The organism is Desulfolithobacter dissulfuricans (assembly GCF_025998535.1).
Classification (GTDB): Bacteria; Desulfobacterota; Desulfobulbia; order Desulfobulbales; family Desulfobulbaceae; genus Desulfolithobacter; species Desulfolithobacter dissulfuricans.
Window position 1 is genome coordinate 676,361 of sequence record NZ_AP024233.1, and the last position, 25,469, is coordinate 701,829.

Annotated in this window: 26 protein-coding genes, 1 tRNA gene and 1 pseudogene; 15 read left to right on the forward strand and 13 right to left on the reverse strand. The window is 58.5% G+C overall.

Translation table 11 applies throughout. From position 1 onward, the window contains the following. The first annotated feature begins 7 nt into the window (after positions 1-7). From GF1_RS02830 to GF1_RS02840, 3 genes are all read left to right on the forward strand, one after another. Positions 8-1,231, forward strand: a complete 1,224-nt coding sequence (locus GF1_RS02830) for a baeRF3 domain-containing protein (RefSeq protein ID WP_267928111.1) — start codon at positions 8-10, stop codon at positions 1,229-1,231. Positions 1,232-1,292: 61 nt separating this feature from the next. After that, the gene (locus GF1_RS02835) at positions 1,293-1,724 is read left to right on the forward strand and encodes a phosphate-starvation-inducible PsiE family protein (RefSeq protein WP_267928112.1); all 432 of its coding nucleotides are present in this window, start codon (positions 1,293-1,295) and stop codon (positions 1,722-1,724) included. A 173-nt stretch (positions 1,725-1,897) separates the two neighbouring features. Beyond that, positions 1,898-2,407, forward strand: coding sequence for an Hsp20/alpha crystallin family protein (locus GF1_RS02840; RefSeq protein WP_267928113.1), 510 nt, complete (start codon positions 1,898-1,900; stop codon positions 2,405-2,407). Between the two features lie 97 nt (positions 2,408-2,504). Here the strand turns inward: GF1_RS02840 and GF1_RS02845 are convergent, their stop codons facing one another. The 10 genes from GF1_RS02845 to GF1_RS02890 all read right to left on the reverse strand — a co-directional run bounded on the left by GF1_RS02845 (position 2,505) and on the right by GF1_RS02890 (position 10,509). After that, positions 2,505-5,276, reverse strand: coding sequence for a cyclic nucleotide-binding domain-containing protein (locus GF1_RS02845; RefSeq protein ID WP_267928114.1), 2,772 nt, complete (start codon positions 5,274-5,276; stop codon positions 2,505-2,507). After that, on the reverse strand, positions 5,276-6,346 hold the full coding sequence (locus GF1_RS02850; protein WP_267928115.1) for a TIGR03013 family XrtA/PEP-CTERM system glycosyltransferase: 1,071 nt from the start codon (positions 6,344-6,346) through the stop codon (positions 5,276-5,278). Before GF1_RS02850 ends, GF1_RS02845 begins: the two co-directional genes overlap by 1 nt. Then, positions 6,340-6,657 (reverse strand): hypothetical protein, encoded by a 318-nt coding sequence (locus GF1_RS02855; protein ID WP_267928116.1) that lies wholly within the window; start codon positions 6,655-6,657, stop codon positions 6,340-6,342. The genes GF1_RS02850 and GF1_RS02855 overlap by 7 nt, the downstream gene beginning before the upstream one ends. Positions 6,658-6,760: 103 nt before the next feature. Then, the gene (locus GF1_RS02860) at positions 6,761-7,402 is read right to left on the reverse strand and encodes a Maf family protein (RefSeq protein ID WP_267928117.1); all 642 of its coding nucleotides are present in this window, start codon (positions 7,400-7,402) and stop codon (positions 6,761-6,763) included. Continuing rightward, positions 7,399-7,563 (reverse strand): tRNA pseudouridine synthase A, encoded by a 165-nt coding sequence (locus tag GF1_RS02865; protein WP_267928118.1) that lies wholly within the window; start codon positions 7,561-7,563, stop codon positions 7,399-7,401. Before GF1_RS02865 ends, GF1_RS02860 begins: the two co-directional genes overlap by 4 nt. Next, a complete protein-coding gene (locus GF1_RS02870) occupies positions 7,512-8,180 on the reverse strand; it encodes a tRNA pseudouridine synthase A (protein WP_267928119.1) in 669 nt (222 codons plus the stop codon). Before GF1_RS02870 ends, GF1_RS02865 begins: the two co-directional genes overlap by 52 nt. Next, positions 8,177-9,217 (reverse strand): N-acetyl-gamma-glutamyl-phosphate reductase, encoded by a 1,041-nt coding sequence (gene argC, locus GF1_RS02875; protein WP_267928120.1) that lies wholly within the window; start codon positions 9,215-9,217, stop codon positions 8,177-8,179. The genes GF1_RS02870 and argC overlap by 4 nt, the downstream gene beginning before the upstream one ends. 301 nt (positions 9,218-9,518) lie before the next feature. Next, positions 9,519-9,911: a 30S ribosomal protein S9 gene (gene rpsI / locus GF1_RS02880; RefSeq protein WP_267928121.1), complete on the reverse strand. Its 393-nt coding sequence runs from the start codon at positions 9,909-9,911 to the stop codon at positions 9,519-9,521. Between the two features lie 21 nt (positions 9,912-9,932). After that, positions 9,933-10,361: a 50S ribosomal protein L13 gene (gene rplM / locus GF1_RS02885; RefSeq protein ID WP_267928122.1), complete on the reverse strand. Its 429-nt coding sequence runs from the start codon at positions 10,359-10,361 to the stop codon at positions 9,933-9,935. Positions 10,362-10,434: 73 nt separating this feature from the next. Next, positions 10,435-10,509: transfer RNA gene (locus GF1_RS02890), tRNA-Gly, on the reverse strand. A gap of 197 nt (positions 10,510-10,706) precedes the next feature. Here GF1_RS02890 and hisB point away from each other — a divergent pair. The 6 genes and pseudogenes from hisB to hflX all read left to right on the forward strand — a co-directional run bounded on the left by hisB (position 10,707) and on the right by hflX (position 17,139). Beyond that, on the forward strand, positions 10,707-11,306 hold the full coding sequence (hisB, locus tag GF1_RS02895) for an imidazoleglycerol-phosphate dehydratase HisB (RefSeq protein WP_326491581.1): 600 nt from the start codon (positions 10,707-10,709) through the stop codon (positions 11,304-11,306). Positions 11,307-11,453: 147 nt separating this feature from the next. Then, the gene (locus GF1_RS02900) at positions 11,454-12,104 is read left to right on the forward strand and encodes a hypothetical protein (protein ID WP_267928123.1); all 651 of its coding nucleotides are present in this window, start codon (positions 11,454-11,456) and stop codon (positions 12,102-12,104) included. A 16-nt stretch (positions 12,105-12,120) separates the two neighbouring features. After that, positions 12,121-12,876: a tRNA lysidine(34) synthetase gene (locus tag GF1_RS02905; protein WP_267928124.1), complete on the forward strand. Its 756-nt coding sequence runs from the start codon at positions 12,121-12,123 to the stop codon at positions 12,874-12,876. A 61-nt stretch (positions 12,877-12,937) separates the two neighbouring features. After that, the gene (locus GF1_RS02910) at positions 12,938-13,825 is read left to right on the forward strand and encodes a damage-control phosphatase ARMT1 family protein (protein ID WP_267928125.1); all 888 of its coding nucleotides are present in this window, start codon (positions 12,938-12,940) and stop codon (positions 13,823-13,825) included. Positions 13,826-13,920: 95 nt separating this feature from the next. Then, positions 13,921-15,296 (forward strand): annotated as a pseudogene (asnS, locus tag GF1_RS16360) (asparagine--tRNA ligase). A gap of 223 nt (positions 15,297-15,519) precedes the next feature. Next, a complete protein-coding gene (gene hflX, locus GF1_RS02920) occupies positions 15,520-17,139 on the forward strand; it encodes a GTPase HflX (RefSeq protein ID WP_267928126.1) in 1,620 nt (539 codons plus the stop codon). A 23-nt stretch (positions 17,140-17,162) separates the two neighbouring features. On the opposite strand, the gene GF1_RS02925 is transcribed toward hflX, so the two are convergent. Genes GF1_RS02925 through pyrE form a run of 3 tightly spaced genes read right to left on the reverse strand, consistent with a single transcriptional unit; the run spans position 17,163 to position 18,364 of the window. Then, the gene (locus GF1_RS02925; RefSeq protein ID WP_267928127.1) at positions 17,163-17,630 is read right to left on the reverse strand and encodes a PilZ domain-containing protein; all 468 of its coding nucleotides are present in this window, start codon (positions 17,628-17,630) and stop codon (positions 17,163-17,165) included. A 4-nt stretch (positions 17,631-17,634) separates the two neighbouring features. Beyond that, positions 17,635-17,805: a dual CXXC motif small (seleno)protein gene (locus tag GF1_RS02930; RefSeq protein ID WP_267928128.1), complete on the reverse strand. Its 171-nt coding sequence runs from the start codon at positions 17,803-17,805 to the stop codon at positions 17,635-17,637. A 4-nt stretch (positions 17,806-17,809) separates the two neighbouring features. Further along, positions 17,810-18,364 (reverse strand): orotate phosphoribosyltransferase, encoded by a 555-nt coding sequence (gene pyrE / locus GF1_RS02935; RefSeq protein ID WP_267928129.1) that lies wholly within the window; start codon positions 18,362-18,364, stop codon positions 17,810-17,812. A gap of 482 nt (positions 18,365-18,846) precedes the next feature. On the opposite strand from pyrE, the gene glmS reads away from it, so the two are divergent. The 6 genes from glmS (at position 18,847) to GF1_RS02965 (ending at position 25,448) form a co-directional block, all read left to right on the forward strand. Next, positions 18,847-20,685, forward strand: a complete 1,839-nt coding sequence (gene glmS / locus GF1_RS02940) for a glutamine--fructose-6-phosphate transaminase (isomerizing) (protein ID WP_267928130.1) — start codon at positions 18,847-18,849, stop codon at positions 20,683-20,685. A gap of 148 nt (positions 20,686-20,833) precedes the next feature. Further along, positions 20,834-22,003: an exo-beta-N-acetylmuramidase NamZ family protein gene (locus GF1_RS02945; protein ID WP_267928131.1), complete on the forward strand. Its 1,170-nt coding sequence runs from the start codon at positions 20,834-20,836 to the stop codon at positions 22,001-22,003. Positions 22,004-22,067: 64 nt separating this feature from the next. After that, positions 22,068-23,174, forward strand: coding sequence for a UDP-3-O-(3-hydroxymyristoyl)glucosamine N-acyltransferase (gene lpxD, locus GF1_RS02950; protein WP_267928132.1), 1,107 nt, complete (start codon positions 22,068-22,070; stop codon positions 23,172-23,174). A gap of 95 nt (positions 23,175-23,269) precedes the next feature. Next, on the forward strand, positions 23,270-23,728 hold the full coding sequence (gene fabZ, locus GF1_RS02955) for a 3-hydroxyacyl-ACP dehydratase FabZ (RefSeq protein ID WP_267928133.1): 459 nt from the start codon (positions 23,270-23,272) through the stop codon (positions 23,726-23,728). Positions 23,729-23,800: 72 nt separating this feature from the next. Further along, entirely contained in the window at positions 23,801-24,598 is a 798-nt protein-coding gene (lpxA, locus tag GF1_RS02960; protein ID WP_267928134.1) for an acyl-ACP--UDP-N-acetylglucosamine O-acyltransferase, read from the forward strand. 10 nt (positions 24,599-24,608) lie between these two features. After that, positions 24,609-25,448 (forward strand): LpxI family protein, encoded by an 840-nt coding sequence (locus GF1_RS02965; protein WP_267928135.1) that lies wholly within the window; start codon positions 24,609-24,611, stop codon positions 25,446-25,448. Positions 25,449-25,469 lie beyond the last annotated feature (21 nt).

Here is a 25,469-nt window from a genome sequence, read left to right on the forward strand (position 1 = left end):
GACTGCCATGAACTTTGCTAACAAGGCGATAACCATTCAGGAGAAACTTGTTGACCTGCTGAACAAGAAGGAAAATCCGGCAGTTTCGATAATCATCGGTAACGAGGCGAGGACCACGGAAAACACGGCGCTGAGGATAGCGCTCAAGGATGAGATAAAAAAGGTGGTGGAGACCCTCGGTGAGCGGGGCTACTCCAGGCGGGTGGTGCGACTGCTGGAGGAAAAGATGCAGCAGGCAATGGAAGATGTCGACTTTACCGGTTTTCTGTATGGGATCGGGATTTTTGTTTCTGAAAACGAATATGAAATCCTTTATTTCCCTTTTCAGGTCACCAGCAAGACCACGGTGGACACCTCCTTTGAGATTCGTGACCTGCTGATGACGGTCAATCGCAGCTTCCAGTATGATGTGATCCTGCTCAGCAAGAAGAAAACCCGTTTTTTCAACGCCTATGGGCCGGATGTCCAGGAACTCCGGACCAGTGCCATTCCCGGAGGGGTGGACGATATCATCAAAATGAAAAAAGCCGGCGCCATTGATCCCGAAAAAGTTGAGACCGATGCCCTGAAGAAATATGTCCGTGATGTGGACCATTTTATCAGGATTTTCACCCCAATGAACCGGCCGTTGGTCGTCATCGGCGACGCCCGGCTGCTTAGCTATTTCAAGGAGACCACCCGGAGGTCGGACAAGATCATCGGCGAGATCCAGGGCAGTTTCGATGACGCCCGGGTCTCTGAAATCCAGGAGCGGGTAGCGGAAATTTACCAGGAATTCCAGGAGAAGTGGGAAAATCAGCTGCTTGACAACATGCAGGAGGATATTGATCGGTTGCGGTATGTTTCCGGTATCCAGGAGGTCTGGACCGTGGCGGCCATGAAGGAGGGGCGCGTTCTGCTGACCGAGCGTGATTACCGGGAAAAGGGCTGGAGTGTCAAGGACGGTGTCTTCCTGGTTCTCGGCGAGGAAAAACCCGAGGAAAATGCCGGGTTCCATGAGGACGCGGTGGATGACATCGTTGAAATGGTTCTCTCCCAGGGGGAGAATCCTATTTTGTCCAGCCTGGAAAACTCGAAAAGTATGATCGGATCCTCCTGTCCACCAGGTATTGATTTTTCTGTTGTCCATGGGGCGTTAAGAGTGCACAGGCAGGGTGTCTTCCGGCCTGTTGCTGTTTCAATGGATACCAAAATACCCGGGCCAGCTGCTCCTGTCCCGGGCAAACCGTGACCGGCCGGTCACACAGGGAGGAGTTGCGTTGGAAGAGAAGAGCAAAGAGCAAGAGTCTGGATTGGTTGGAATCTATGAAAAATATGAACAGATCATCTCTCTTGGGCTCACCGGGCTGATAGCGGTTATCGTCCTGATCGCCTTTGTCCGGCTGGCCGTGGATGTCTATGACCTGCTGATTACGGGGATGCTCGACCCCCTGGACCACGAGGTGTTCAAGAATATCTTCGGGATGATCATGACCTTGCTCATTGCCATGGAATTCAAACATTCCATCATCAAGGTCCTGGAACGGAAAAATCATGTGGTCCAGGTGAAAACCGTACTGCTCATCGCCCTGCTGGCCCTGGCGCGAAAATTCATTATCCTGGACGTGAAGTCACTCGGTGCCGGAAGTCTTGCCGCCCTGGCTCTTTGCGTATTGTCGCTGGGAATCGTCTTCTGGCTTATCCGGGAGCGGGAACATAGGGACAAACAGGTTTCTTCCTCCTGAACAGGTGCTGCCGGCTGCTTTGATCCGGTTTCCAGCCGGGCAGCAGCTTGACGTTTCGGCCCTGGAGACATATTTTTGAACCAGATGGGGCTTCTCCGTGACGCAGAGCAACCGCGGTCCGGAGAGGTGGAAAAACAGAGGACAGGACAGTATCGGTACAGGAGGTGGAACCCATGGCAACGTTGACTCAGATTCGTCAGGGACTAGGTCAGGTTTGGGACAGTATGGTCGAGGGCTGGCGGGCCCTTACCCGGCGGGCATCCAGTGCCATAACCCGTTTTTCCCTGCCGGGCAGGACAGCCAGGGACAGTGATGGGATGGCCCTGGTGGAAACCAGCCGGCGGAGTGTCGGCTGGGGGGTCCTGGCGGCCGAGGTCTTTGACGATTCGGACCGGGTGGTTGTCCGGGTGGAAGCGCCCGGGATGAAACGGGATGATTTCGATATCGAGGTGGTGGATGATATCCTGTTGATCCGCGGAGAGAAGAAAATCGAGCGTGAATCCACCGTGGGGCAGTACCATCTGGTCGAATGTGCCTATGGCTCTTTTGAGCGGGCCATACCCCTGCCGGTTCCTGTGGAACCGGGCAAGGCCAGGGCTCGGTATCGGAAGGGAGTCCTGCGCATTGAACTGCCCAAACGCAAAGAGGCCCGGCCCAGGGTTCGTCAGATTCCCATCAAGTAACCCGTCCCTGTCAGGACCGGGCAGAAGATATCAGGGGCACTTTTTCTGCAAGTGCCCTTTTTTTGTCTTCTGGCCAGGCCGACGCGACGGGTGCGGCTCAGCCGAGGATCCGTTGGAGAGTCGCCTGGTCAAGATCCTCGTCAAATCTGATGTGGATGGAGTAGTCACTCTCCGGCAGATGGAAGGGTTGGACACCGATGACGGTGCCGGTGAGATGCATCAGCTCCGCAGAATCGCTGGTCGGAATGGAGAGGCGCATTGTCCGGCCAAGGAGCAGGCGGCCGTTTTCTTTTTTTGAAATCCGGACCAGGAAGGCAAGGCCGCCGCGGGAAATGTCGCTGAGACTGCCCCTGAACGCCCGGCCCAGCTTTCTTCCCCGGGCGTCGATCATCTGGACCTGTATCTTGCGCGAGAGCTCGAAGCGGCGGTAGGTACGGCGGTCCAGGTTTTTTTTCTTCAGCAGCGACTGAATGTCATTGAACCGGTTGTAGAAATCCTGCAGCTTGGATTCCAGGCCAGGGAACTCTTCGTGCCAGCGGGCAAAGCTCTTGCGCCGCAGCACCGAGAGGCTGACCGGCGAGAGAGCCGTCAGGGTAACGGTCCAGAGGGAGGCATTGAAAAAATTTTCTCCGGCCAGGTCACCGCTGCCAAGCGTCTTGATAAACAGCTCCCTGCCATTCCGGAGATAGGAAACCCTGATGCTGCCCTGATTGATGAAGAAGAGTTCGTCGTTGATATCCCCCTGAGAGACAATGGTCTCCTCGGGCTGGAAGCTTCGTTCCTCAAGTTCATGATAGATGGCGGTGAACTCTTCCGTGGTCAGTTCATCCATCAGGTCGGCCCATACCTCCAGATGATCCCTGCTGATGGCGCCGGCTTTTTCCTGTTCGATAATTTCCCCGGTTCGGATTATTTCCCGCAGCGCCAGAGGATCGATTTCGTAGATGCGGTCTCTGAGACGTTCGGCATTGGTAAAATCCTGATTGCGGGCACAGGCAAGGACGAGATCGACCAGTTTCTTTTTGGCCTTGTCCGTTTCTCCCCTGGCCGCCAGGGCAAAGATTTCCTGTTCACGGCGCTGTATCCCGTCTTCGGAAGCCAGGCTGTTGCCGGTAGATCCGGCACCCCGGCTGGTTTCATCCCCGGGTCGGTTCCTGGCCTGGATGCGGGCCAGGGCAATCTCCGCGGTTTCACAGACCTTGTCAGGGGTTGATCCTGGTGTTTTTCTCCGGGCAAGGATTCCCTTCAGGGCCGGGATCGCCTTTTTCGATCCGATTCTGCCCATGGCCCGGCATATCTTCCTCTCCAATTCACCCCGGTGGCTCTGGTTGGTAAAGGGATTATGCTCCAGGAGCTCGTAGAGCGGGGTCACGAAACGGTCGTCTCCGGTCTCGCCGATCAGAGTGATCACGGTGCCGAGCAGCTGCCGGGGACCATGTTGCAGGGCGTAGAGGAGGAAATCGTTGAGTCCCGGCCCGGCAATTTTTCCGGCCGCGACCAGGACCTCTTTCTTGACCCGCAGGTCCTTGTGCGCAAAGTAGGGAAGGATGGCGTCCATGCATGGTCCGTCGCCGATTTCGCCAAGCAGCCTGATGATGTTGCGCAGCAGATACCAGGGGGCGTCCCGGTTCAGTCGTTCCAGTAGTTCATCCCGGGCCGCCGGGCCGATTTCCAGGAGCAGGGCGAGCAGTAACCGGCGCTCCGAGCGATCCTTGCTCTGACCCAGGACATTGATGAGCCAGCCGGCCGCAGGCCGGCCCAGTACACTCAGAAGCCTGCCAGCCTTCCGGCGCTGCTCTTTCTGGTGCAGGTATTCCTCAACCAGCCACTCCAGTCGGGATGGGGTGGCAATGGTCTCCACAACCCGTTCCAGCGCCCCCTGGAGCTGTTCCCTGTCATCCGTGAGATCTGCAATGGTATCCCGAAGCTGCCGCAGGACATCATAGGCCTCGTCGTAGCGTCCGCTGTCCATGAGATGGGCTATGAATGGTCCCAGGTGAAGGATCAGGGCCCGGGCCGTGGCCCCATCCGTTGTTTCCAGGGCAAGAGATGCTGCCAGGGCGGGAAGCAGTTTTTCAATTCTTGACCAGTCCTGGTGGAGAGTGAGGAACTTGACTGCCCCGGCCAGGGCCTGGCTCGCGTGTTTACGGATCTGGCCGCTGGCGTCATGGAGGCCTGTTACCAGCTGACCAAGCAGCCTGTCAGCCTTCTGCTCCTGGTTCTGATTGAGCAGCACCGCCAGCTGGGCCGGCAGCGCCGAGGCACAGGCCGGCTTTGCCAGCACGTCCAGCTCGCCGTCAAGCAGACGGGCGAGCCATTCTCCAGTTTTTTTCGACCCAGCCTGCTCTCCAGAACCGGTGCCGGTCGCCGTGTCCTTGTCGACCACCCGTTCATCACCCTGCAGGGCAACGTAGCGTTTGCCATTGATGATGACGTGGGCCAGGGGCAGTTCCTGGAGGGACGCGCCGGAAGAAGGGGTGAGCTGTTGCGTGGAAATTCCCTGGGCCAAGTGGTTGAGCAGGGTTTCGCATTCACCACGGGTGATACCCGGGCGGAAGGTGATCGCATCGATCTGCAGCCGGTACAGCAGGGAGGCCATTCCTTGGATCTGGGGCCGCTGTTGATCCTTTTCCGGCAGGACCAGGTCGTTGACCAGCAGCTTCTGACCGGAGACGCCGATGGTTATCCCGTTTTTATGGTCTGGAAAAAGCTCGGCCAGACAGGTACAGAGGCTTTCCAGGCTTTTCTGGACCTGGGGATTGGCTGGCGGGTAGATGCCCACCGTACGCACCGCAGAGTACAACCGCAGGGGCAGCTGGATAAGAGGAGAAATCTGAGCCACGCCGCCTTGTGCCGAGGATGTATCCATCAGCGGGAACCTTTTTGAAAGAGCACCGTTTTGATGGTTCTGAAGATGACCAGCAGGTCGATGAAGATGGAGAGATTCTTTATGTAGTAGAGATCATACTCCAGCTTGCGCAGGGCATCTTCTTCCGAGGCGCCATAGGGATAGCAGACCTGGGCCCAGCCGGTGATACCGGGCTTGACCGAATGGCGCAGGGAGTAATAGGGGATGGACTCGGTGAGGCGTTCGACAAACATGGGCCGTTCCGGCCGGGGGCCGACAAAGCTCATCTCCCCCTTGAGAACATTCCACATCTGGGGGATTTCATCGATGCGCACCTTGCGGATAAAGCCACCCACCCTTGTCACCCGGCTGTCGTTTTGCCGGGCCCACACCGCTCCGTTCTTCTCCGCGTCCTGACGCATGGAACGGAACTTGATCACCTTGAAAACACGACCCTTTTCTCCCACTCGTTCCTGGAGGTAGAACACCGGCCCAGGAGATTCAAGTTTGATAAGGATGGCTATGGGGATGGTAACTGGCAGGGAAACCGTCAATCCGACAACTGAAAGAACGATGTCAAGTACCCGTTTGACCAGGTAACGTATCCGGCTTTTCTGGAATCCTTCGGAGAAGATGAGCCAAGCCGGATTGACATTTTCCACCAGGATCTTGCCGGTGATGGATTCATAGAAGGTGATTCCTTCCTCTATGACGATGCCCTGCAGTTTGCATTCCAGCAGTTGCTCGATGGGCATGGTACCCCGTCGGTCATCCAGGGCAACGATGATCCGCTTGGCCTCGTGGGCATAACACAGGGGCAGCAGATGGCTGGCCTGGGGCAGGACAGAAACCTGGTTGGGGTTGCAATGGGGCAGGGAGTTGCCGATAAACGAGGCGATTTTATAGCCTGAATCCGCCCGCCCTTCGATCTCCCTGGCGATCTCCGAGGCAATTTTGCCGGTGCCGATCATGATGATCGGCCGGGAGAAAAGCCTTTTTTTGAGAATCATGTAGTAGAGTAGCCGCCAGCCCAGCAGGATGCCGCAGATCACCCAGTAGCTGGTCCAGAACACGGCTGTGGAGATCACCATGGGGGGATAAGTGTAGTAGATTCCGGCCAGGATGACGCAGCCGACCCGAAGGCCTGGACCATGCGGATAAAGGTATCCAGAGGGGTCGTGACCCAGCTCAGGTCATAGAGGTCAAAGAAGTAGAGGGAAAGTTGAAAGATAATGGTAACAACCAGCGCCCGCAGGGCATCGAGAAAAAGCTGGTCGAGGAAGAGTTGCCACCCGGTGAAAGCAAGATAGACTACATTGATGGTCAGAAAGATGAGCAGCCCTTCTCCAAGGAAGAAGATAATGTTACGGACCGGGTAATATTTATTGAGAATATAGGGCATGGACCGTAGGCGGCAGTAGAGAGCACGAAAGTTTATGTAGCCACTGAGAAAGAAAGTCTACTAGGTATTGGATAGCATAGCTCTGGTCCAGATGTCAAGGAAATCACAGGGAATCCTCACGGGAGGGGCAGGGAGCGACAATCTGGTGGTGGAGCAGGAGCGTGACCAGTTGGCTGACCGGCAACCCGATGACATTGGAGCAGGAGCCGCGGATATGTCTGACCAGAAAACCGCCGATACCCTGGATGCCGTACCCTCCGGCCTTGTCGAGAGGTTCTCCGGTGGCCACGTAGGCCCGCAGTGCCGTTTCCGGGAAGCGGGCAAAGGTGACCTCGGTGCTGCAGGTCTGCAGTTCGGTGATTTTTTTTTCCCGGTGATGGAGGCAGAGGCCGGTGATCACCGTATGGGTCGTGTCCTGGAGGGCAGTGAGCATGGCCAGGGCCTCTTCACCATCGGCGGGTTTACCAAGGATTCGGTCCCGGACAGTGACCACTGTGTCGGCACTGATGATGTAGCTGTCCGGATGGATCCCGGCTACCTGGCAGGCCTTTTCCAGGGCCATGCGCCGGGCGAAGTGCACACTGTTCTCTCCGGGCTCCGGAGTTTCGTCGATGACTGCCGGCAGGACCTGGAAATCAAGACCGAGATTTTTGAGGAACTCCTGACGTCTGGGGGAACCCGAGGCCAGGATGAGGGGGGCGGTGCTGCAGAAGGGTCCGGCAGGTCGGGAAACATCGGGTGTCATGGCAGGGGTCCGTAGAAAACCTGCTCCAGGAAAAGTCCACGGGCCGGGGCAGTGGGACCGGCCAGGCTGCGGTTCCTTGCCTGGAGAACTGTTGAAAACTCGTCCGTGGTCATCTGGCCCCGGGCCACCAGCAGCAGGGTGCCGACCAGATTACGCACCATGTGGCGGAGAAAACCATCGCCCAGAAACCGAAAACTCCAGCTTTCCGGCTCTGGTCCGGGGTGCAGGAGCAGTGAAACAGGGTCCGCACGGCTCCCCGTCCGTTTGTACAGGCCGGATTGCGGGAACCCCTGGCCTCGAAGCTCGAGAAGTCGTGGGTGCCCCTGAGCAGCGCCAGGCAGCGCAGGACCTGATCCAGGGCAAAGCGACAGGGGACATGGGTTTCATACAGCCTCCTGGTGGGCTGTTGGACAGGTCCGGTATAGAGGTCATACCTGTACGCCTTGCCGGTGGCGCTGTAGCGGCTGTGGAACCTGGGATCGGCTTCCTGGACCTTCAGGATCTGGATGTCGGCCGGCAGCATGGCGTTGAGACCCCGCCACAGGCCGTGTACCGGAATGGAGGTGCGGGTATGGAAGTTGGCCACCATGCCGAGAGCGTGGACTCCGGCATCGGTCCGGCCGGCACCGTGGAGGGTGACCTCCTCTGAGGTCATGCGTTTCAGGCAGGCCTCCACGGTGGCCTGAACGGTGCGGGCCTCTGGCTGTCGCTGCCAGCCAGAGTAGCCGGTGCCGTCATAGGCAAGGCAGAGCCTGATGTTTCGCTCTTCTCCGCTCACGGAAAAAAGGGTGCGCCCTCAAGGCCGGTGTTTTCGGCAAGGCCCAGCATCAGGTTCATGTTCTGGACCGCCTGACCGGAAGCGCCCTTGACGATATTGTCTATGGCAGCCATGACTATGACCCGGCCGGTACGTTCGTCCAGGCTCACAGCCAGGTCGCAGCAGTTGCTGCCCCGGACATGCTGGGTGGCTGGCAGGGCCGGCTGCGGACAGACCCGGACAAAGTACTCGTCGCCATAGGTGGTTTCATAGAGTTCCTGCAGCGCCTGTGTTGTCATCGGCTTCTCCAGCCGGGCGTACATGGTGGAGAGGATGCCCCGGTTGACCGGCAGGAGATGGGGGGTGAAGGAGATGGTCACCTGGTTGCCGGACAGAGCGCTCAGCTCCTGTTCCATTTCCGGTATGTGCCGGTGGCTGCCTCCGACCTTGTAGGGTCGGAATCCATCGGCCACTTCACAGTACAGGGTGGCCACCGAGGCGGAACGTCCGGCTCCGGTGGTGCCGGATTTGGAGTCGATGATCAGGGTACCCGGGTCGATGAGATGGTTTCGCACAAGCGGTGCCAGGCCCAGGATCACCGAGGTCGGATAGCAGCCTGGGTTGGCCACCAGGTCGGCTTTACAGATCTGGTCCCGGTACAGTTCGGGCAGCCCGTAGACCGCCTGCCTGACCAACTCCGGGCTGGAATGGGCCTGGTACCACTGCTCGTACACCGCCACGTCGCGGATACGGAAATCAGCGCTGAGATCAACCACTTTCTTTCCTGCCGCCAGCAGGGGAGGGACAATATCCATGGCGGTTTTATGCGGCACCGCAGTGAAAAAGAAGTCCGCCCGGTCCTTCAGTTCGTCGGGTTGCAGGTTTTCACATACCACCTGGACCCGATCTCGCAGGCTGGGAAAGACTTCCGACAACGGTTTACCGGCATACTGTCTGGAGGTGGCAACGGTGATCTCCACCTCGGGATGGGTGGACAGTATGCGTGCCAACTCGACACCGGTGTATCCGGAAGCCCCGACTATTCCCACTCGTATCATGATCTGTTTTTCCCGTGGAGGTTGACAATAAAAAATCTGATTACCATCAATCTTCAGCATTGAAACCGGTGTCGACCTCACCCGTTTCACGGGACGCCATAAACCCGTCCCTGGGGGCTTGACTGTGGCCATCCAGGCCACAGACACCCGTGAAACGGGTGAGGCCGACACCTTCAGGTATCGGTGGCTGAATTTCAGTGGTAATCACAATAAAAAAAGGGAATAACGAAGCATCGTTATTCCCTTGAACACGCAAAGTGAAGATATCGGTTGCGATATCCTGACAATGGCTCCGCTGTGTTTAACGCTTGGAGAACTGGAAGCGGGCGCGGGCACCACGCTGGCCGTATTTCTTCCGCTCTTTGACGCGGGGATCACGGGTCAGCAGGCCGGCTTTTTTCAGCGGAATCCGCATCTCGGGATTCATCTCCTGCAGGGCCTTGGAAATGCCGTGGACCAAGGCGTCAACCTGAGCGGACTTGCCGCCTCCCCTGACCGTGGCCTTGACGTCATATTTTTCGAGCGTCTCGGTGATGGAGAAAGGCTTGTTGACTTTCGGCTCAAAGTAGATCTGCCCGAAATACTCTTCCAGCGACTGCTGGTTGACAGCAATGTTTCCGCTCCCGGGGGTTAACCAGACCCGGGCAATAGCGGATTTACGTTTGCCGGTTGCGTAATATGTGTCCTGCGCCATGATATATGTACTCCGTTAGAATCAGATGTCCAGGGTTTCCGGCTGCTGTGCCTGATGAGGATGGTCACTGCCAGCGTACACCTTGAGCTTCTTGAGCTGCTTGCGGCCAAGTTTGTTTTTCGGCAGCATGCCCTTGACCGCCATGCGGATCAGTTCCTCGGGTTTCTTGGCCAGAACTTCCTTGGCACTCTGTTCCTTGATGCCACCCATGTAGCCGGTATGACGGTAGTACTTCTTGTCATCCCACTTGTTGCCGGTCAGGTGCACCTTGTCCGCATTGATGACCACGATAAAATCGCCGTTGTCCTGAAAGTTGCAGAAGGTAGGTTTGTGCTTGCCACGCAGACGGCGGGCGATTTCCGAGGCTACGCGCCCCAGCACCTTGCCGTCAGCATCCACAACATACCACTTGCGCTCGATTTCATCTACAGGCGTGTAATAGGTTTTCATTGCTGCGCCTCAGCTTTGCAAAAAGAAAATAACAAAAAAAGGTTCGAACGGTGTCCGAACCTTGAAGTGTCAGTGGAGCGGGAAACGAGATTCGAACTCGCGACTTCAACCTTGGCAAGGTTGCACTCTACCACTGAGTTATTCCCGCTCAGTCGTTTTCCGTGACAGCCCAAGACTATAACAGGGTGCCTGGGAATTTGTCAATAAAAAAATAATCAGGGGAAAGAGAAATCAGCTTTGTTCTTCCAGGGAAGAACTGTTGCCAATCTCAGAGAGAGAGAATAGTATATCAGAAGAATCCAGGCAACAAAAACAAGCAATTTTCTGTAAAGGAGCGTGCTGACCATGACCATGCAGGTCGACCGCAGGGCCGATATCCATCGGCAAACCAGAGAAACCGATATCCAGCTCAGCCTGGTGCTTGATGGGAGCGGTTCCACCGCCATCGACACCGGGGTGGGGTTCATGGATCACATGCTGACTTTGTTTGCGGTTCACGGCATGTTCGATCTCGAAATTACCGCCCACGGAGATACCGTGGTGGACGATCATCATACGGTGGAAGACCTGGGGATTTGTCTGGGCCAGGCCCTGAAACAGGCCCTGGGTGATTTTTCCGGCATATGCCGGTACGGACACGCCTACGTGCCCATGGACGAGACCCTGGCCCGGGTCTGCATTGATGTCTCCAACCGGCCCTGTCTCCACTACGAGGTCCCGGTTCCGGATCAGAAAGTGGGACACTTTGATACGGCTCTTGCCAAGGAATTCTTTCGCGCCGTTTCCCTGCATGGAGGTCTGACACTCCATGCGGATCTGCTCCACGGGGAGAACAGCCATCATATTCTTGAGGCTGTCTTCAAGGCCTTTGGTCGCTCACTGTCGCTTGCTGTGAGCCTCCATCCATCGCTGCGCGGGCAGCTTTCCAGCAAGGGAACGCTGTAACGTCCCGGCCTCAGTCCATGGCTGACCTCCGGGACCGGCGTGGTGGCTGCCGGTCCTTGCCTCCGGGCAGGGGGCGACCTATCTTTTCCATATCAGATGTATGGAACCTGCCTTGAAAAAAGGCCATTAACCGACAGGAGTACAACTATGAAATCTGGTTTTTCACCGCTGGCCGTGGTCCTGGCCGCTCTGGTCCTGGTGCTCGGTGGCTGCGGGGCTCCGAAGAGCGTACCCACAGGGGGGGACACTCTGATCTCCAACTACCCGGTCCGCTGTATCACTGTGCTGCCGGTCCGGAAACCGCTGAACCCTGATGACGACATGTCTCCGGCGGCCACCGCAGAAATGGCCCGGGGGATTCCGGTACTTGACCGGCTGCTGCGGGAGCAACTCGCCGGACGCGGTGATGTGCGGTTTGTCTCCGGGCACCAGCTTGCCGGCCTGGGTGAAGGGCTGACTCCCGGGGAGCAGGCCCTGGTCCGTGAGGCAGGCAAGCGGTTTGGCTGTAATGCGGTGCTTGAAGTCTTCCTGGAGCGTTACCAGGAGCGGATCGGTGGAGAGTATGCGGTGGAACAGCCGGCATCGGTGGCTTTCAGTTACCGGTTGATCGGGGTTGATAGTGGGGCGGTGCTCTGCCGGGGAACCTTTGACGAGGTCCAGCAGTCGGTGGCAGAGAATATCTTTGCCTTCGGCAAGGCCAGAAAGCGTGGCTTCACCTGGGTGACGGCCGAGGAACTGCTGCGCGAGGGGCTGCGGGAAAAGCTCTCCGGCTGTTCCTACCTGGTTCCGGCCCGGTAGCAGGCAGAGACAGGCCATGAAAAGACCCCTCAGCCGCGCCATCAACCGGCGTATTGGCCGGACCATGCACCAGTGGGACATGCTTGCCCATGGAGACCGGGTTCTGGTCGCGGTTTCCGGCGGCATCGATTCTCTGGTGCTTTCCTGGCTGCTTCTGCACTGGCGGTCCAAAGCCCCCATTGACTTTACCCTCCACCCGGTGCATATCGATACAGAAAGTGTCGATGGCCAGCCTGGAAAGGCTGCCCGGGACGTGGCCGGGGAACTGGAGAAGATCGGCCTGCCCTGTCATGTGGTCCCCTCAGCCTGGCAGTCGCCCCTGCCGGAGGACACCACCTTGCTGGAAAACCAGCGCAAGGATATCTGTTTTCAGTGCTCCAGCAACCGCAGACGGCAACTCTTTGATACGGCCAGGGATCTGGGTTGTAACAAGCTGGCTCTGGGCCATCACCAGGATGATCTCATTGAAACCTTTTTCATCAACCTGACCAGTGCCGGCAATATCAGTACCATGAAGCCCAGGCAGGAGCTCTTCGAGGGCCGTTTGACTCTTATCCGGCCACTGGCCGGGATTGAAAAGGCCGAGATACGAAAAATCGGAGCGGCCGTGGGGGTCACTCCGGTTCCTTCCTCCTGTCCCCTGTCGGAACAGACCCGGCGCCGCGACGTCAGGGATGTTCTGGAGTCCCTCTATCAACTGATCCCCGGGTCCAGGGAACACATCTTTGCCGCCCTTGCCAATGTCCGCCACGAGTATCTGCTGGACCGTTAGGCTGCAGATCCTGTTCTTACCCTGGTAAATTCTTGAAACTTCACGCGATACTGCTGCTATCATGGATACCACTCTGGATTGCCTTGTCTGTTTTATGCGCCAGGCCCTGACAACCGCCAGGCTTTCCACCAGGGATTCGCTGCTCCAGCGGCGGGTGGTCAACGAGGCCGGCGCCCTCCTTTCCCGGATCGACTTCGGCCTGACGCCGCCGGAAAATGCCGTGGATCTCTACCAGATGATCGCCAGGCTTACCGGGGTCGAGGATCCCTTTGCTGATCTTAAGGCCCAGGGTAACGAGCTCGCTCTGGCCATGCGTGATACTGTCCGGGAGCAAATCCGCATGGCGCCGGATCCGCTCCTGGCCGCAGTTCGTTTTGCCATTGGCGGCAATATCATCGATTATGCGGCCCAGCACAGTTTCGACGTCGATGCCACCATGGCCGCCTGCCTGGTGAGCCCCTTTCTCCTGGATTCAACGCCCGCTCTTGTGGCGGCGCTTGACAGAAAACCCGAAGTGCTTTATCTGGCAGATAATGCAGGGGAAATCGTATTCGATGGCCTGCTGGTGGAAGAGCTTTTGCGCCGGGACTGCCGGGTGACGCTGGTGGTACGGGAAGGGGCCATCATTAACGACGCCACCATGGATGATGTCAGGGCCTGCGGGCTGGATGGTCTCTGCCCGGTGATAACCAGTGGGGCTGTCTGCCCGGGGACCCCTCTTGCGCGTTGCAGCAGTGAGTTCAGAGAGCTTTTTCATCGGGCTGACCTCATCATCAGCAAGGGGATGGGCAACTATGAAACCCTCTCCGATGTGGTCGCGCCCCTGTTTTTTCTTTTCACCGTCAAATGCCAGGTGGTGGCGGAAGATATCCGCAGGCGGATGTCGCTGGCGCCCGGCAGTGTGAAAGGGGAGGGCGAGATGGTGGTTATGGAGCAGAAGCAGAGCTGACACCCGTGCAGGCTCCCGCGGCCTGTGCAACGAAACATGAAAGCTGTTGTCCCCCTGGAGGGTGGGACGAGACTTTCATATAAAAACGAGGCAACATGAAAGAGCAGATTAAAGATATTCTCGATCCGAATCAGGTGGGCAGAACACTGGAGGTCGATGGATGGGTGCGGACCCGGCGTGATTCCGGGGCGCTGTGTTTTCTGGAAATAAATGACGGTTCCTGCCTGGCCAATCTCCAGGTTATTGCCGAATCGACCCTGCCTAATTTTGATACAGAGGTGAAAAAACTGGGCACCGGCTGCGCGGTCCGGATCCATGGGAAGCTGGTGGAATCTCCGGCCAAGGGCCAGGATGTGGAGCTGCGGGCCGGCGAAGTGACGGTTATCGGCTGGGCCGATCCGGGCAGCTATCCGCTCCAGAAAAAACGTCATTCTTTTGAGTTTCTCCGCTCAATAGCCCACCTGCGGCCGCGGACCAACGCCCTGGCCAGCGTGGCCCGGATCCGCAGCGAATTGAGCTTTGCCATTCACCGCTTTTTCCATGACCGGGGTTCTTCCTGGTTAACACCCCGATTATCACCACCTCGGACTGCGAGGGAGCCGGGGAGATGTTCACCGTCACTGCCCTGGAACCCGGAGAAATGACGGGTAGAGATCCCTGGAGGAATGATTTTTTCGGCCGCCATGCCGGGCTGACCGTGAGCGGCCAGCTCCAGGCCGAGATCTATGCCCTGGCCCTGGGGCGGGTCTACACCTTCGGTCCCACGTTCCGGGCCGAAAACTCCAATACCTCGCGGCACCTGGCCGAGTTCTGGATGCTGGAGCCGGAGATGGCGTTCTGCGATCTTGGCTGCAATATGGACCTGGCCGAGTCCCTTATCCAGAATCTGATTCAGGTGGTGCAGGATCGGTGCAGCGAGGACATTGCACTTTTTGACCGGTTTGTTGCAAAAGGATTATGTAAGCGCCTTGAAAACGTGGTTGCCCATCCCTTTGTCCGCATGACCTACACCGAGGCTGTTGATGCGCTGAAAAAATCCGGCCGGGAATTTGCTTTCCCCGTTTCCTGGGGCATGGACCTGCAGTCCGAGCATGAACGGTGGCTGTGTGAGGAGCTGGCCGGCCGGCCGGTGATCGTCACCGACTACCCAAAGGGGATCAAGCCGTTTTACATGCGGGTGGCCGATGATGGAAAAACCGTGGCGGCCATGGATATCCTGGTGCCCGGGATTGGCGAACTGGTGGGCGGCAGCCAGCGCGAGGAACGGCTCGATGTCCTGGAGGCACGAATGGAGGAAGCCGGACTGGACCTGGAGGAGTACAGCTGGTACCTGGACCTGCGCCGGTATGGCTCGGTACCCCATTCCGGCTTCGGTCTGGGATTTGAGCGTCTGGTCCAGTTTGTCACCGGTATGACCAATATCCGGGACGTGATTCCCTTCCCCAGGACGCCGGGTAGTGCTCCGTGCTGAGCGAGGGGAACAGATTTTTTCTTTTTTCTGATTACCATCAATCTTCAGCATTGAAACCGGTGTCGACCTCCCTTGTTTCACGGGACGCCATAAACCCGTCCCTGGGGGCTTGACTGTGGCCATCCAGGCCACAGACACCCGTGAAACAAGTGAGGCCGACACCTTCAGGCATCGGTGGCTGAATTTCAGTGGTAATCACATTCTTTTTTGAGGACAACGCAGCGTGGTCACGGGTAATACGGCAGGACTGAAAACCAGGCAGCTCCGAGCCCTTGAGCGACTTGGTCAGAAACGGGTCGATCCCGATGAGATAATCGGCCGGGATCTGGCCCGCAGTGTGGCGGCCCTGTCCACGGAACTGAACCGGCAGATCGGTCTGCTCATCCACCGCTCCGGCCAGGTGGAGTCGGTGATCGTCGGTGATTACGACCGGATCGTCATCCCGGTACTCAGCCATGTACGGACCGCCGGCGGCCGGCTTCGGGGCCTGCGTCTGGTCCATACCAGTTTCGGTTCCGGACTCATCGATGAAGATATCATGGACATGGCCTGCCTCAGGCTGGACCTGGTCTCGGTCCTGACCATGGAAGATGGCCTGCCGGAGTTCCTGCATACCGCCCATCTGGCCCCGGTGCCGGTGGCGGGCCGTGACTGGATTCTGCTGGATTCGGTCCATCCGGCCCGCCAGACCCTGTCCTGTCGCGATCTCATCGAGGCGCTGGAAGATGAATTCGTCCGGGTCCGGCCGGTACGAGAGGTGGATCAGGGCCAGGACCGGGCCATCCTGGTCAGCGTGACCACGGGCTCGCGGGCCGGAGCCGACGACTCCATGGCCGAGCTCAGGGAGCTTGCCCGGGCGGCCGGAGTGGTGGTCCTGGATCAGGTCATCCAGCGGCGGCGCAAGATTCATCCACGTTTCATCCTCGGGCGGGGCAAGCTCATGGAAATCATGCTGTTGTCGCTGCGTCTCGGGGCTAACCTGCTTATCTTCGACCAGGAGCTCAGTCCGTCGCAGATCCGTTCAGTGACCGATCACACCGACCTACGGGTCATCGACCGGACCCAGCTCATCCTCGATATCTTTGCCAGTCGGGCCCGTTCCAGGGAGGGCAAACTGCAGATCGAGATGGCCCAGCTCAAATACATGCTGCCCAGACTGTCCACCCGGGATGACGCCCTGTCCCGGCTGACCGGCGGCATCGGCGCCCGGGGACCGGGAGAGACCCGGCTGGAGATCGATCGCCGGCGGATCAACGACCGGATCGCCCGGCTGGCCAGAGAACTCAAAAAGGTGGGTCAGGAGCGGTTTCACCGGCGCAGCCGGCGCCGGAAGCGCGATGTGCCGGTCATTTCCCTTGTCGGGTACACCAATGCCGGCAAATCCACATTGCTCAACACCCTGACCCGCAGCGATATCCAGGCCGAGGACATGCTCTTTGCCACCCTGGATCCCACCAGTCGGCGGTTGCGTTTTCCCCAGGACATGGAGGTGATCATCACCGACACCGTGGGCTTTATCCGCAATCTGCCCGCCGAACTGCTCAAGGCCTTTGAGTCGACTCTGGAAGAACTCTTTGAGGCCAACCTCCTGGTCCATGTGATTGATGTGGCCAACCCTGCCTGGCGGGAACAGGCCGAGGTGGTTGAGCAACTGCTGCGCCGTCTCGATCTGGACCGTATTCCGCTATTGCGGGTCTATAACAAGATGGATCTGCTCGATCCCCAGACCCGTGCGCAGGTGGAACGGATGGAAGGCGTTGCGATCAGTGCCCTTGACCGGTCGACGCTGCGGGAATTTTTCGTCCAGGCCCAGGCCATGCTGCAGCGGGAACTGGGTGGGTGAGGGGGTCTCGCCCAGAGAGAATTTCAGGGCTGGAGAAAAAAACCAAGCGCCTTTTCCACTTCCTTGTCAAGGAATTCGCAGCCGATATCATTGCCCCGGACCGAGCGGACCACGGCTTCTTTTTTCAACTTGGTCTGTTTCTTGTCGTTGAGGTGAAACTCAAGCAGGAGGATCTGGTCCTTTTCGATGTTGTGCAGGCCCGAGACCGTAAAGCCGATTCCGGAGCGGGAGATATTTTTTATATGCACCACTCCGCCCCCGCCAGCCGGTGGCCTGATGATGGCATAGGTCCCGGGCAGCCGGGTCTGTTTGCGGTAATGGCGGCGGAAATCCAGGTGGGCGGTAAAGATCTGTCCGCAGCGGCACTTGACGTTCAGGGCGTGTTTCCTGTGTCGGTACCTGCCCACGGCGGCCTTTTTGGCCGTTTTGCAGGTCGGGCAGATGATGGTGGCGATGTTGTCGTGACGGACAAATGTCTTGACGGAGACCATGGGCTCAGTCGTAGATGATGCAGGTGTAGCGTTCCAGGATTTCTTCCGTTTCCCGGTCAAGTTCCGAGGCCAGTTCGTGGATCTGGTATTCCTGGCCGCAACGGGTGCACTTGAGCCGTACCTGACGGCAGCGCCGGCTCACTTCCAGCTTGCCCTGGCATTTCTTGCATTGCATGATCTTATTTTCCCATGAGTTCGGAACGGGTAAAGATGGCCTTCAGAGGATAGCCCTGTTCGGCGAGGGTTTCGGCGCCACCCTCTTCCCGGTCGACAACAGTGGCCACCAGGGCGACCTTAAAGCCCTCGTTTTCCACCCGCTCGATGACCTTGATCAGCGTGCCGCCGGTGGTGACCACGTCTTCCACCAGAGCCACGGCCCCGCCGGGAACCAGGTTGTTCTTGCCCTCGATGAAGTTCCCGGTCCCGTGTCCCTTGGCCTCCTTGCGGACAATAAAGGCCGGGATCGGCTCTTTTTCCAGGTAGCTGATCAGGGATACCGCTGTGACCAGGGGATCGGCGCCCAGGGTCATGCCCCCCACGCCGGTGATTTTTTCCGGATGATTCCTGATCAGGTCAAAAAGCAGTCTGCCGCAGAGATAGGCCCCCTCGGCATCAAGGGTGGTCTGTTTGCCGTCCACGTAGAAGTCGGACGTCTTGCCGGAGGTCAGGGTGAAGGTCCCTTCCCGGTACGATTTTTCAAGCAGCAGTTCTTTGAGGCGTTGCCTTTCATTCATGGGTATGCTTCCTGTTGGATTAGGGCGGTCTTTGGTTGACAGGATCACAAAATACCTGGTTTGGGCTGCGGTGCAAACGGTTTTTTTTTTCGGCCACCTGTCCACCGCCCGGCAGCAGGGAAGAACTCGCGCATCTGTCCCCGGGCCGCGTCGGAGTGAGCAGCTAAAATCAGGTGAAAAAACCGCACTTTTCGGTGTTTTTCATTTTTTCTCTATGCTACCATGAAAGTACGCATGCAAAGTGGCCCTTAGTCGTAGGGTTTCCTCTATGCGCAGCCTTCCGGGGCCCCCCGGACCAAGTTGTACTATAGAACGATACAGGCCTCTGTTTCCGGCCGGCAGGACGTCGGACAGAGGGCTGGCTTCAGTTGGTTCTTGTCATCTAACACCCATGCAGGCTCCCACGGCCTGCGCAACGAAACATGAAAGCTGTTGTCCCCCTGGAGGGTGGGACGAGACTTTCATATAAAAAGGAGCTTTTTATGTGTGGTATTGTGGGCTATGTCGGTACCAGGAGAGTTGTTCCCGTATTGATTGAAGGACTGCGACGGCTGGAATACCGTGGCTATGATTCGGCAGGGCTGGTGTATCACTACGAGGGCGAGCTGGTCCGGTACCGGGCCCGGGGCAAATTGTCCAACCTGGAAGAGGTAGTGGACGAAAACATCGGGGTGGCGAGCCGCACCGGTCTTGGCCATACCCGCTGGGCGACCCATGGCGCCCCGACCAGGGATAATGCCCATCCCCACACCGACTGCACCGGTGAGCTGGTTGTGGTCCATAACGGCATCATCGAGAACTACGGGGCCCTGAAGGAGGAACTGCGGGCAAAGGGCCATGAGTTTTCTTCTGAAACCGACACTGAGGTCCTGGCCCATCTGATCGAAGAGTATCTGGAAGACGACCTGGTGGCCGCGGTCCGCCAGGCCCTGGCCCGGGTGGAGGGATCGTACGCCCTGGGGGTGCTCTGGGCCCGGGAGCCGCAGAAACTGATCGCCGCCCGCAACCACAGCCCACTGGTCCTGGGTGTGGATGAGGAGGCCTGTTATATCGCCTCGGATATCCCGGCCCTGCTGCCCTATACCCGGCAGGTCATCTTCCTTGATGACCGGGAACTGGCCGTGCTCGAGCCGGGGAGCTACACCATCACCCGGATCGATGATGAGGAGGTGCTGGACAAGAAGATTTCGACCATCGACTGGAATGCCTCCATGGCGGAGAAGGCCGGCTTCAAGCATTTCATGCTCAAGGAGATCTTCGAGCAGCCCGAGGCTATCCTGAACACCGTCAAGGGGCGGATCATCCCGGACTCCGGCCAGGTCGACCTGCCTGAAATCGGCCTGGATGACGAGACCATCCGCGGTATCGAGCGCATCGCCCTGGTGGCCTGCGGGACCTCCTGGCATGCGGCCCTGGTGGCCAAGTACTGGATCGAAAAATGGGTCGGAGTGCCGGTGGAGGTGGATATCGCCTCGGAGTTCCGCTACCGGACCCTGCTTTTGAACGACCGGGTGCTGACCATTTCCATTTCCCAGTCAGGGGAGACCGCCGATACCCTGGCCGGTATCCGGCTGGCCAGTCAGCTGGGTTCACGGATTCTGACCATCTGTAACGTGGTCGGTTCCACCATGACCCGGGAGGCGGACGGGGTGATCTATACCCATGCCGGGCCGGAAATAGGGGTGGCCTCCACCAAGGCCTTTACCAGTCAGCTGGCGGCCCTGTTTTTGTTGACCCTCTATCTCGGCAAGGTCCGGGAGACCATCGAGCCCGAAACCCTGCGTGAGCTGGGCCATGCCCTGGTGGGCATTGCCGGGGTGATCGAGGAGGAACTGCCTACCATCCGCTCACAGATCCAGGAACTCATCGAGCGGTATTATGACAGCCGCGACTTTCTTTTCGTCGGCCGGGGGCTCAACTTCCCCATTGCCCTGGAGGGGGCGCTCAAGCTCAAGGAGATCTCCTATATCCATGCCGAGGGTTATGCCTCGGGTGAGCTCAAGCACGGGCCCATCGCCCTGATCGACAAAGACATGCCGGTCATGGCCCTGGTGCCTCGCGACGGGGTCTACCAGAAGTCCATCTCCAATGTGGAGGAGATCAAGGCCCGACAGGGGAGGCTGGTACTGATCGGAACTCGGGGAGATGAGCATCTGCCCACCCTCACCGATGATGTGCTCTACCTGCCCCGGGTCCATGATGAGCTCAATCCGCTGCTCTACACCATTCCGGCACAGCTCCTGGCCTATGAGATCGCCAACCGCCGCGGCTGCGACGTGGATCAGCCCCGGAATCTTGCCAAGAGCGTGACCGTGGAATAACATGCCACCGGAAACCATTGGCGGGCTTTTTTACATGCAGGCATGATATCAGCAGGTTCATGGTCTGGACAGGTCTCCTCCGGTCGTCCGCCCCGGTTTTCCGGTTGCTGCCCGCTTTCCGTTCAATTCCAGTATCCAGAACCCAGCCATGATTCGTATCGGTATCGAAGAACTCGTCTCCCGGCCGCCAGCCTTCCTCCGGGGCAGGCGGCTGGCCCTGCTCTGCAACCAGGCCTCCACGGACCGCAATTTTATTCACAGCCGCGAGCTTATCAGCCAGGCCTTTCCCGGTCAGCTCACCTGTCTTTTTTCGCCCCAGCACGGCTTTTACAGCGAAAAACAGGACAACATGATCGAGTCGGATCATATCACCGACCCCCTGACCGGACTGCCGGTCTATTCGCTGTATGGTGATAAACGAAGGCCCGATGCAGAGATGTTCGAATCCTTTGAGGTCCTGCTGGTGGATCTCATCGATGTGGGGACCCGGGTCTACACCTTTATCTGGACCGTGATTTACTGCCTGCAGACTGCGGTCGAAACCGGAACAGCGGTGGTGATCCTCGACCGGCCAAACCCTGTCGGCGGGCATCTGGTGGAAGGGAACCTGCTCCTTGCCCAGTGGAGTTCCTTTGTCGGTCTTCATCCCATACCCATGCGCCATGGACTGACCCTGGGCGAGCTGGCCCTGTTGCTGAACCGGGAGATGGGTATCGGGGCCGAGCTTGAGGTGGTTCCCATGCAGGGCTGGCAGCGGACGATGTTTTTCCCCGATACCGGTTTTCCCTGGGTGTACCCCTCTCCCAACATGCCCTCTCCGCAGACCGCCCTGGTCTATCCCGGCCAGGTGATCTGGGAAGGGAGCAATATCTCCGAGGGCCGCGGTACGACCCTTCCCTTTGAGCTTTTTGGCGCCCCTTTTTTTGATCAGGATGCGATCGTATCGCAGCTGGACCGCCGCCATCTGGCCGGCTGTGTTCTTCGGCCCGTTGTCTTTGAACCCACTTCGGGCAAATGGGCCGGCACACCCTGCAGGGGGTTTCAGATCCATGTCACCGATCCCCACGCTTTTCGGTCCTACCGGCTCAGCCTGGCCCTGCTCGGCGTACTGCTGCGCCTCTATCCGGACGAGTTTTCCTATAAGGAGCCGCCCTATGAATATGAATTCGAGCGAATGCCCATGGATCTGATCCTAGGTGACCAGCAGGTGCGGCTGGCCCTGGAATCCGGGGCGGATGTCCTGGAACTGGAACAGGCGTGGCAACCGGATCTGGACCGGTTCGAGTCGCTGCGCCGCGCTGTTTTTCTTTACGACTAAGTGGAAATACGCTATGCTCCGCCTGCCTTGCGGCTGGCGGTGGGCAGAGGGATGAAGAGAAGAGATGGAAAAGATATATACAGTGCAGGAACTCGCAAAGCTGGTTCAGGGTGAGGTGGTCGGTGATCCCACCACCAGGGTCCGTGGTCTCAACGGCCTGGAACGGGCCCGGGAGGATGAGCTCACCTTTATCACCAGCGCGAAGAAAAAGGACGACCTGGTCCAGAGCCGGGCAGGAGCCTGCATCATACCCCGGGACCTGGCCGGGGTGGACCGGCCCGCCATCCGGGTGGACAATCCGGATCTTGCCGCGGCCATTATTCATAATTTCTTTCTCAAACGCCCGTTTACGGCCACCGGGATACATCCATCGGTCCAGGTCGGTACGGACTGCACTATCGATCCCTGTGTCTCGATCCATGCCCTGGTCAGTATCGGAGACCGGGTGCGTATTGGACGGGAGGTGGAAATCCACCCTGGAGTGGTGCTCGGTGACGGGGTAACCATCGGCGAGGGAACCGTACTCTATCCCAATGTCACCATCTGCGCCGGGTGTGTGATCGGCCGGCGGGTCATTATCCATCCCGGGGCGGTGATCGGCAGTGACGGCTTTGGCTTTGCCACTGACCGAACCACCGGCGAGCATGTGAAGAGGCCTCAGGTCGGTATTGTGCGTATCGACGATGACGTGGAAATCGGTGCCAATACCTGCATCGACCGGGCCGCGTTTGGCGAGACCCGGATCAGGCGCGGGGTCAAAATCGATAATCTTGTCCAGGTGGCCCATAACGTGGATGTGGGCGAGAACTCCATACTCGTTTCCCAGGTGGGCATCGCCGGCTCAACCACCCTGGGGCGCAATGTGGTCCTGGGCGGCAAGACCGCCGTGGCCGGGCATATTCACCTGGGAGACGGGGTCATGACCGCGGCCATGTCCGGGGTGCATAACAGTCAGGAAAACGGCGCCGTCCTGGGGGAGCCCCGGCCTTTGATATCCGTAAATGGGGCCGGGCCGCCACTGCTTTCATGCGGCTGCCCGAGATGCACAGGGAGATCCGGCGGCTTAAAAAAGAAATCTCGAGGCTTTCGGATCTGCTGCAGGACAGGGACAGGGACGCATAAGCGGCTGCCGCCCGCCGCGGTCCGATACAGGCCTAAGTTGAGCGATTAAAAATAAAAACAGTTATAATCATTTATCTTTTTACCATTTGCAGATGGGTGAAACGTTCAATTTAGGACAGGAAAAAACAAAGAGGAGAGGGGCGTATGGCGCAAGAAACAACAGAACATACCATGCCGATAGATATCAAAGGGATACTCGACCTTCTGCCGCATCGGTATCCCTTTATTCTGGTGGACCGGGTTCTGGAAATGGAGCCGGGCAGGTCGATCACCGTGCTGAAAAACGTGACCATGAACGAGCCCTTCTTTCAGGGCCATTTCCCCGGTGAGCCGGTGATGCCCGGGGTGCTGATCCTGGAAGGCATGGCCCAGGCCGGAGCGCTCCTGGCCTATCTGTCCACTCCGGAAACCATTGGTGACAAGCTGGTCTATTTCGCCGGTCTGGACAAGGTACGGTTCCGGCGGATGGTCCGTCCCGGGGATCAGTTGATCTACAAGCTGGAACTGATCCGCCACAAGACCAAACTCAGCAAGATGTCCGGCATGGCCTACGTCGACGGTCAGCTTGCCACCGAGGCACAGCTCATGGCCACCTTCGCCTGATTGGCCATTTTGGCAGGAGGACGATCCGTCACTCCGGTCTCAGCTATTAATTTTTTACAAGTACCCAGATATATGCCCATACATCCCACAGCCGTTATCGATAACGAGGCGGAAATAGACTCTACAGCCACCATCGGCGCTTATGCCGTTATCGACGGCAAGGTCCGGATCGGTCCGGAAACCGTGGTGGAGCCCCATGCAGTGGTCTCCGGCCCCACCACCATCGGCGCCCGGAACAAGATCGGTTCCTTTTCCTCGGTGGGCGGCCCGCCCCAGGACATGCATTACAAGGGCGAACCCACGGAGCTGATTATCGGTGATGACAATCAGATCCGCGAATATGTCTCCATCCACCGGGGGACCGTCTCCGGCAACGGTCGAACCGTGATCGGCAACGCCAACATGTTCATGGCCTATACCCATATCGCCCATGACTGTACCATCGGCAACCATGTGATCATGGCCAATGTGGCCACTCTGGCCGGTCATGTACAGCTCGAGGATCATGTCAGCCTCGGTGGTCTCGTGGCCATCCACCAGTTCTGCCGGGTCGGAGCCTACACCTATGTGGGCGGGCTGTCGGGAATCAGCCTCGATGTGCCGCCCTATGTCATCCTCACCGGGACCAGGAACCAGATGCGGATTGCCGGTATCAACAAGATCGGCCTGAGGCGGCACGGCATGAGCCGGGAAACCATCTCCAAGCTGGATCACGCTTTCAAGATCATCTTCCGTACGCCCCAGCTGCTGCTCAAGGATGCCTTGGTCAAGACTCTGGAAGAAATCCCGGACTGTCCCGAGGTGCGCACCCTGGTGGAATTCTTCCAGTCCAGCAAGCGCGGGGTGGTCAAACGCACCACCGAGGCTTGAGTTCAGGATCATGGATGAACCCATCGGGCTCATTGCCGGCGGCGGTCAGTTTCCCCTCCTCTTTGCCAGGGCTGCCCGGGAGGCGGGACGGCGGGTGGTGGCCATCGGCCACCGGGGGGAGACCGATCCCGGTCTTGAAACCGAGGTCCATATTCTCTACTGGGTCAAGCTGGGGCAACTGGGTCGGATCATCAAGTGTTTTCACCGGGAACAGGTCCGCCAGACAGTGTTTTGCGGAACCATCACCAAGACCCGTATTTTCAGGGACGTTCTCCCGGATCTGAAGGGGCTGGTCCTGTGGAAAAAGATCGACCGTCACCAGGACGATGCCATTCTCCGGGCCGTGGCCGGGGCCCTGGAGGACGAAGGCATCGAGGTCCTGCCCTCCACCTGTTATCTCAAGCATCTCTTCTTCCCCCGCGGCATTCTCAGCCGGAAAAAACCCACCAGTGAACAGATGGATGATATTCGTTTCGGCTGGAGCATTGCCCGGGAAATGGGCCGCCTTGATATAGGCCAGTGCGTGGTGGTGCGGGACCGGACCGTGCTGGCGGTGGAAGCCATCGAGGGCACCGACTCCGCCATTCGTCGGGGCGGAGAACTGGCCGGCAGCGGCGCCGTGGTGGTGAAGCTGAAAAAGCCTGGCCAGGACTTCCGCTTTGATCTCCCTGCCACCGGGCTCGGGACCATCGAAACCCTGGCCGCGGTCCGGGGAGCGGTGCTGGCCGTGGAGGCCGGTCAGTCCCTGGTCTTTGACCGGGAAGAGATGATCCGGGCCGCCGACCGGGCCGGTCTGGTGGTGGTGGGCCTGAACGATGAAGACCTGGACCTCCCTGGATCCGGGCCCTGAGTCTTCCCTGTCCCTGCTCCG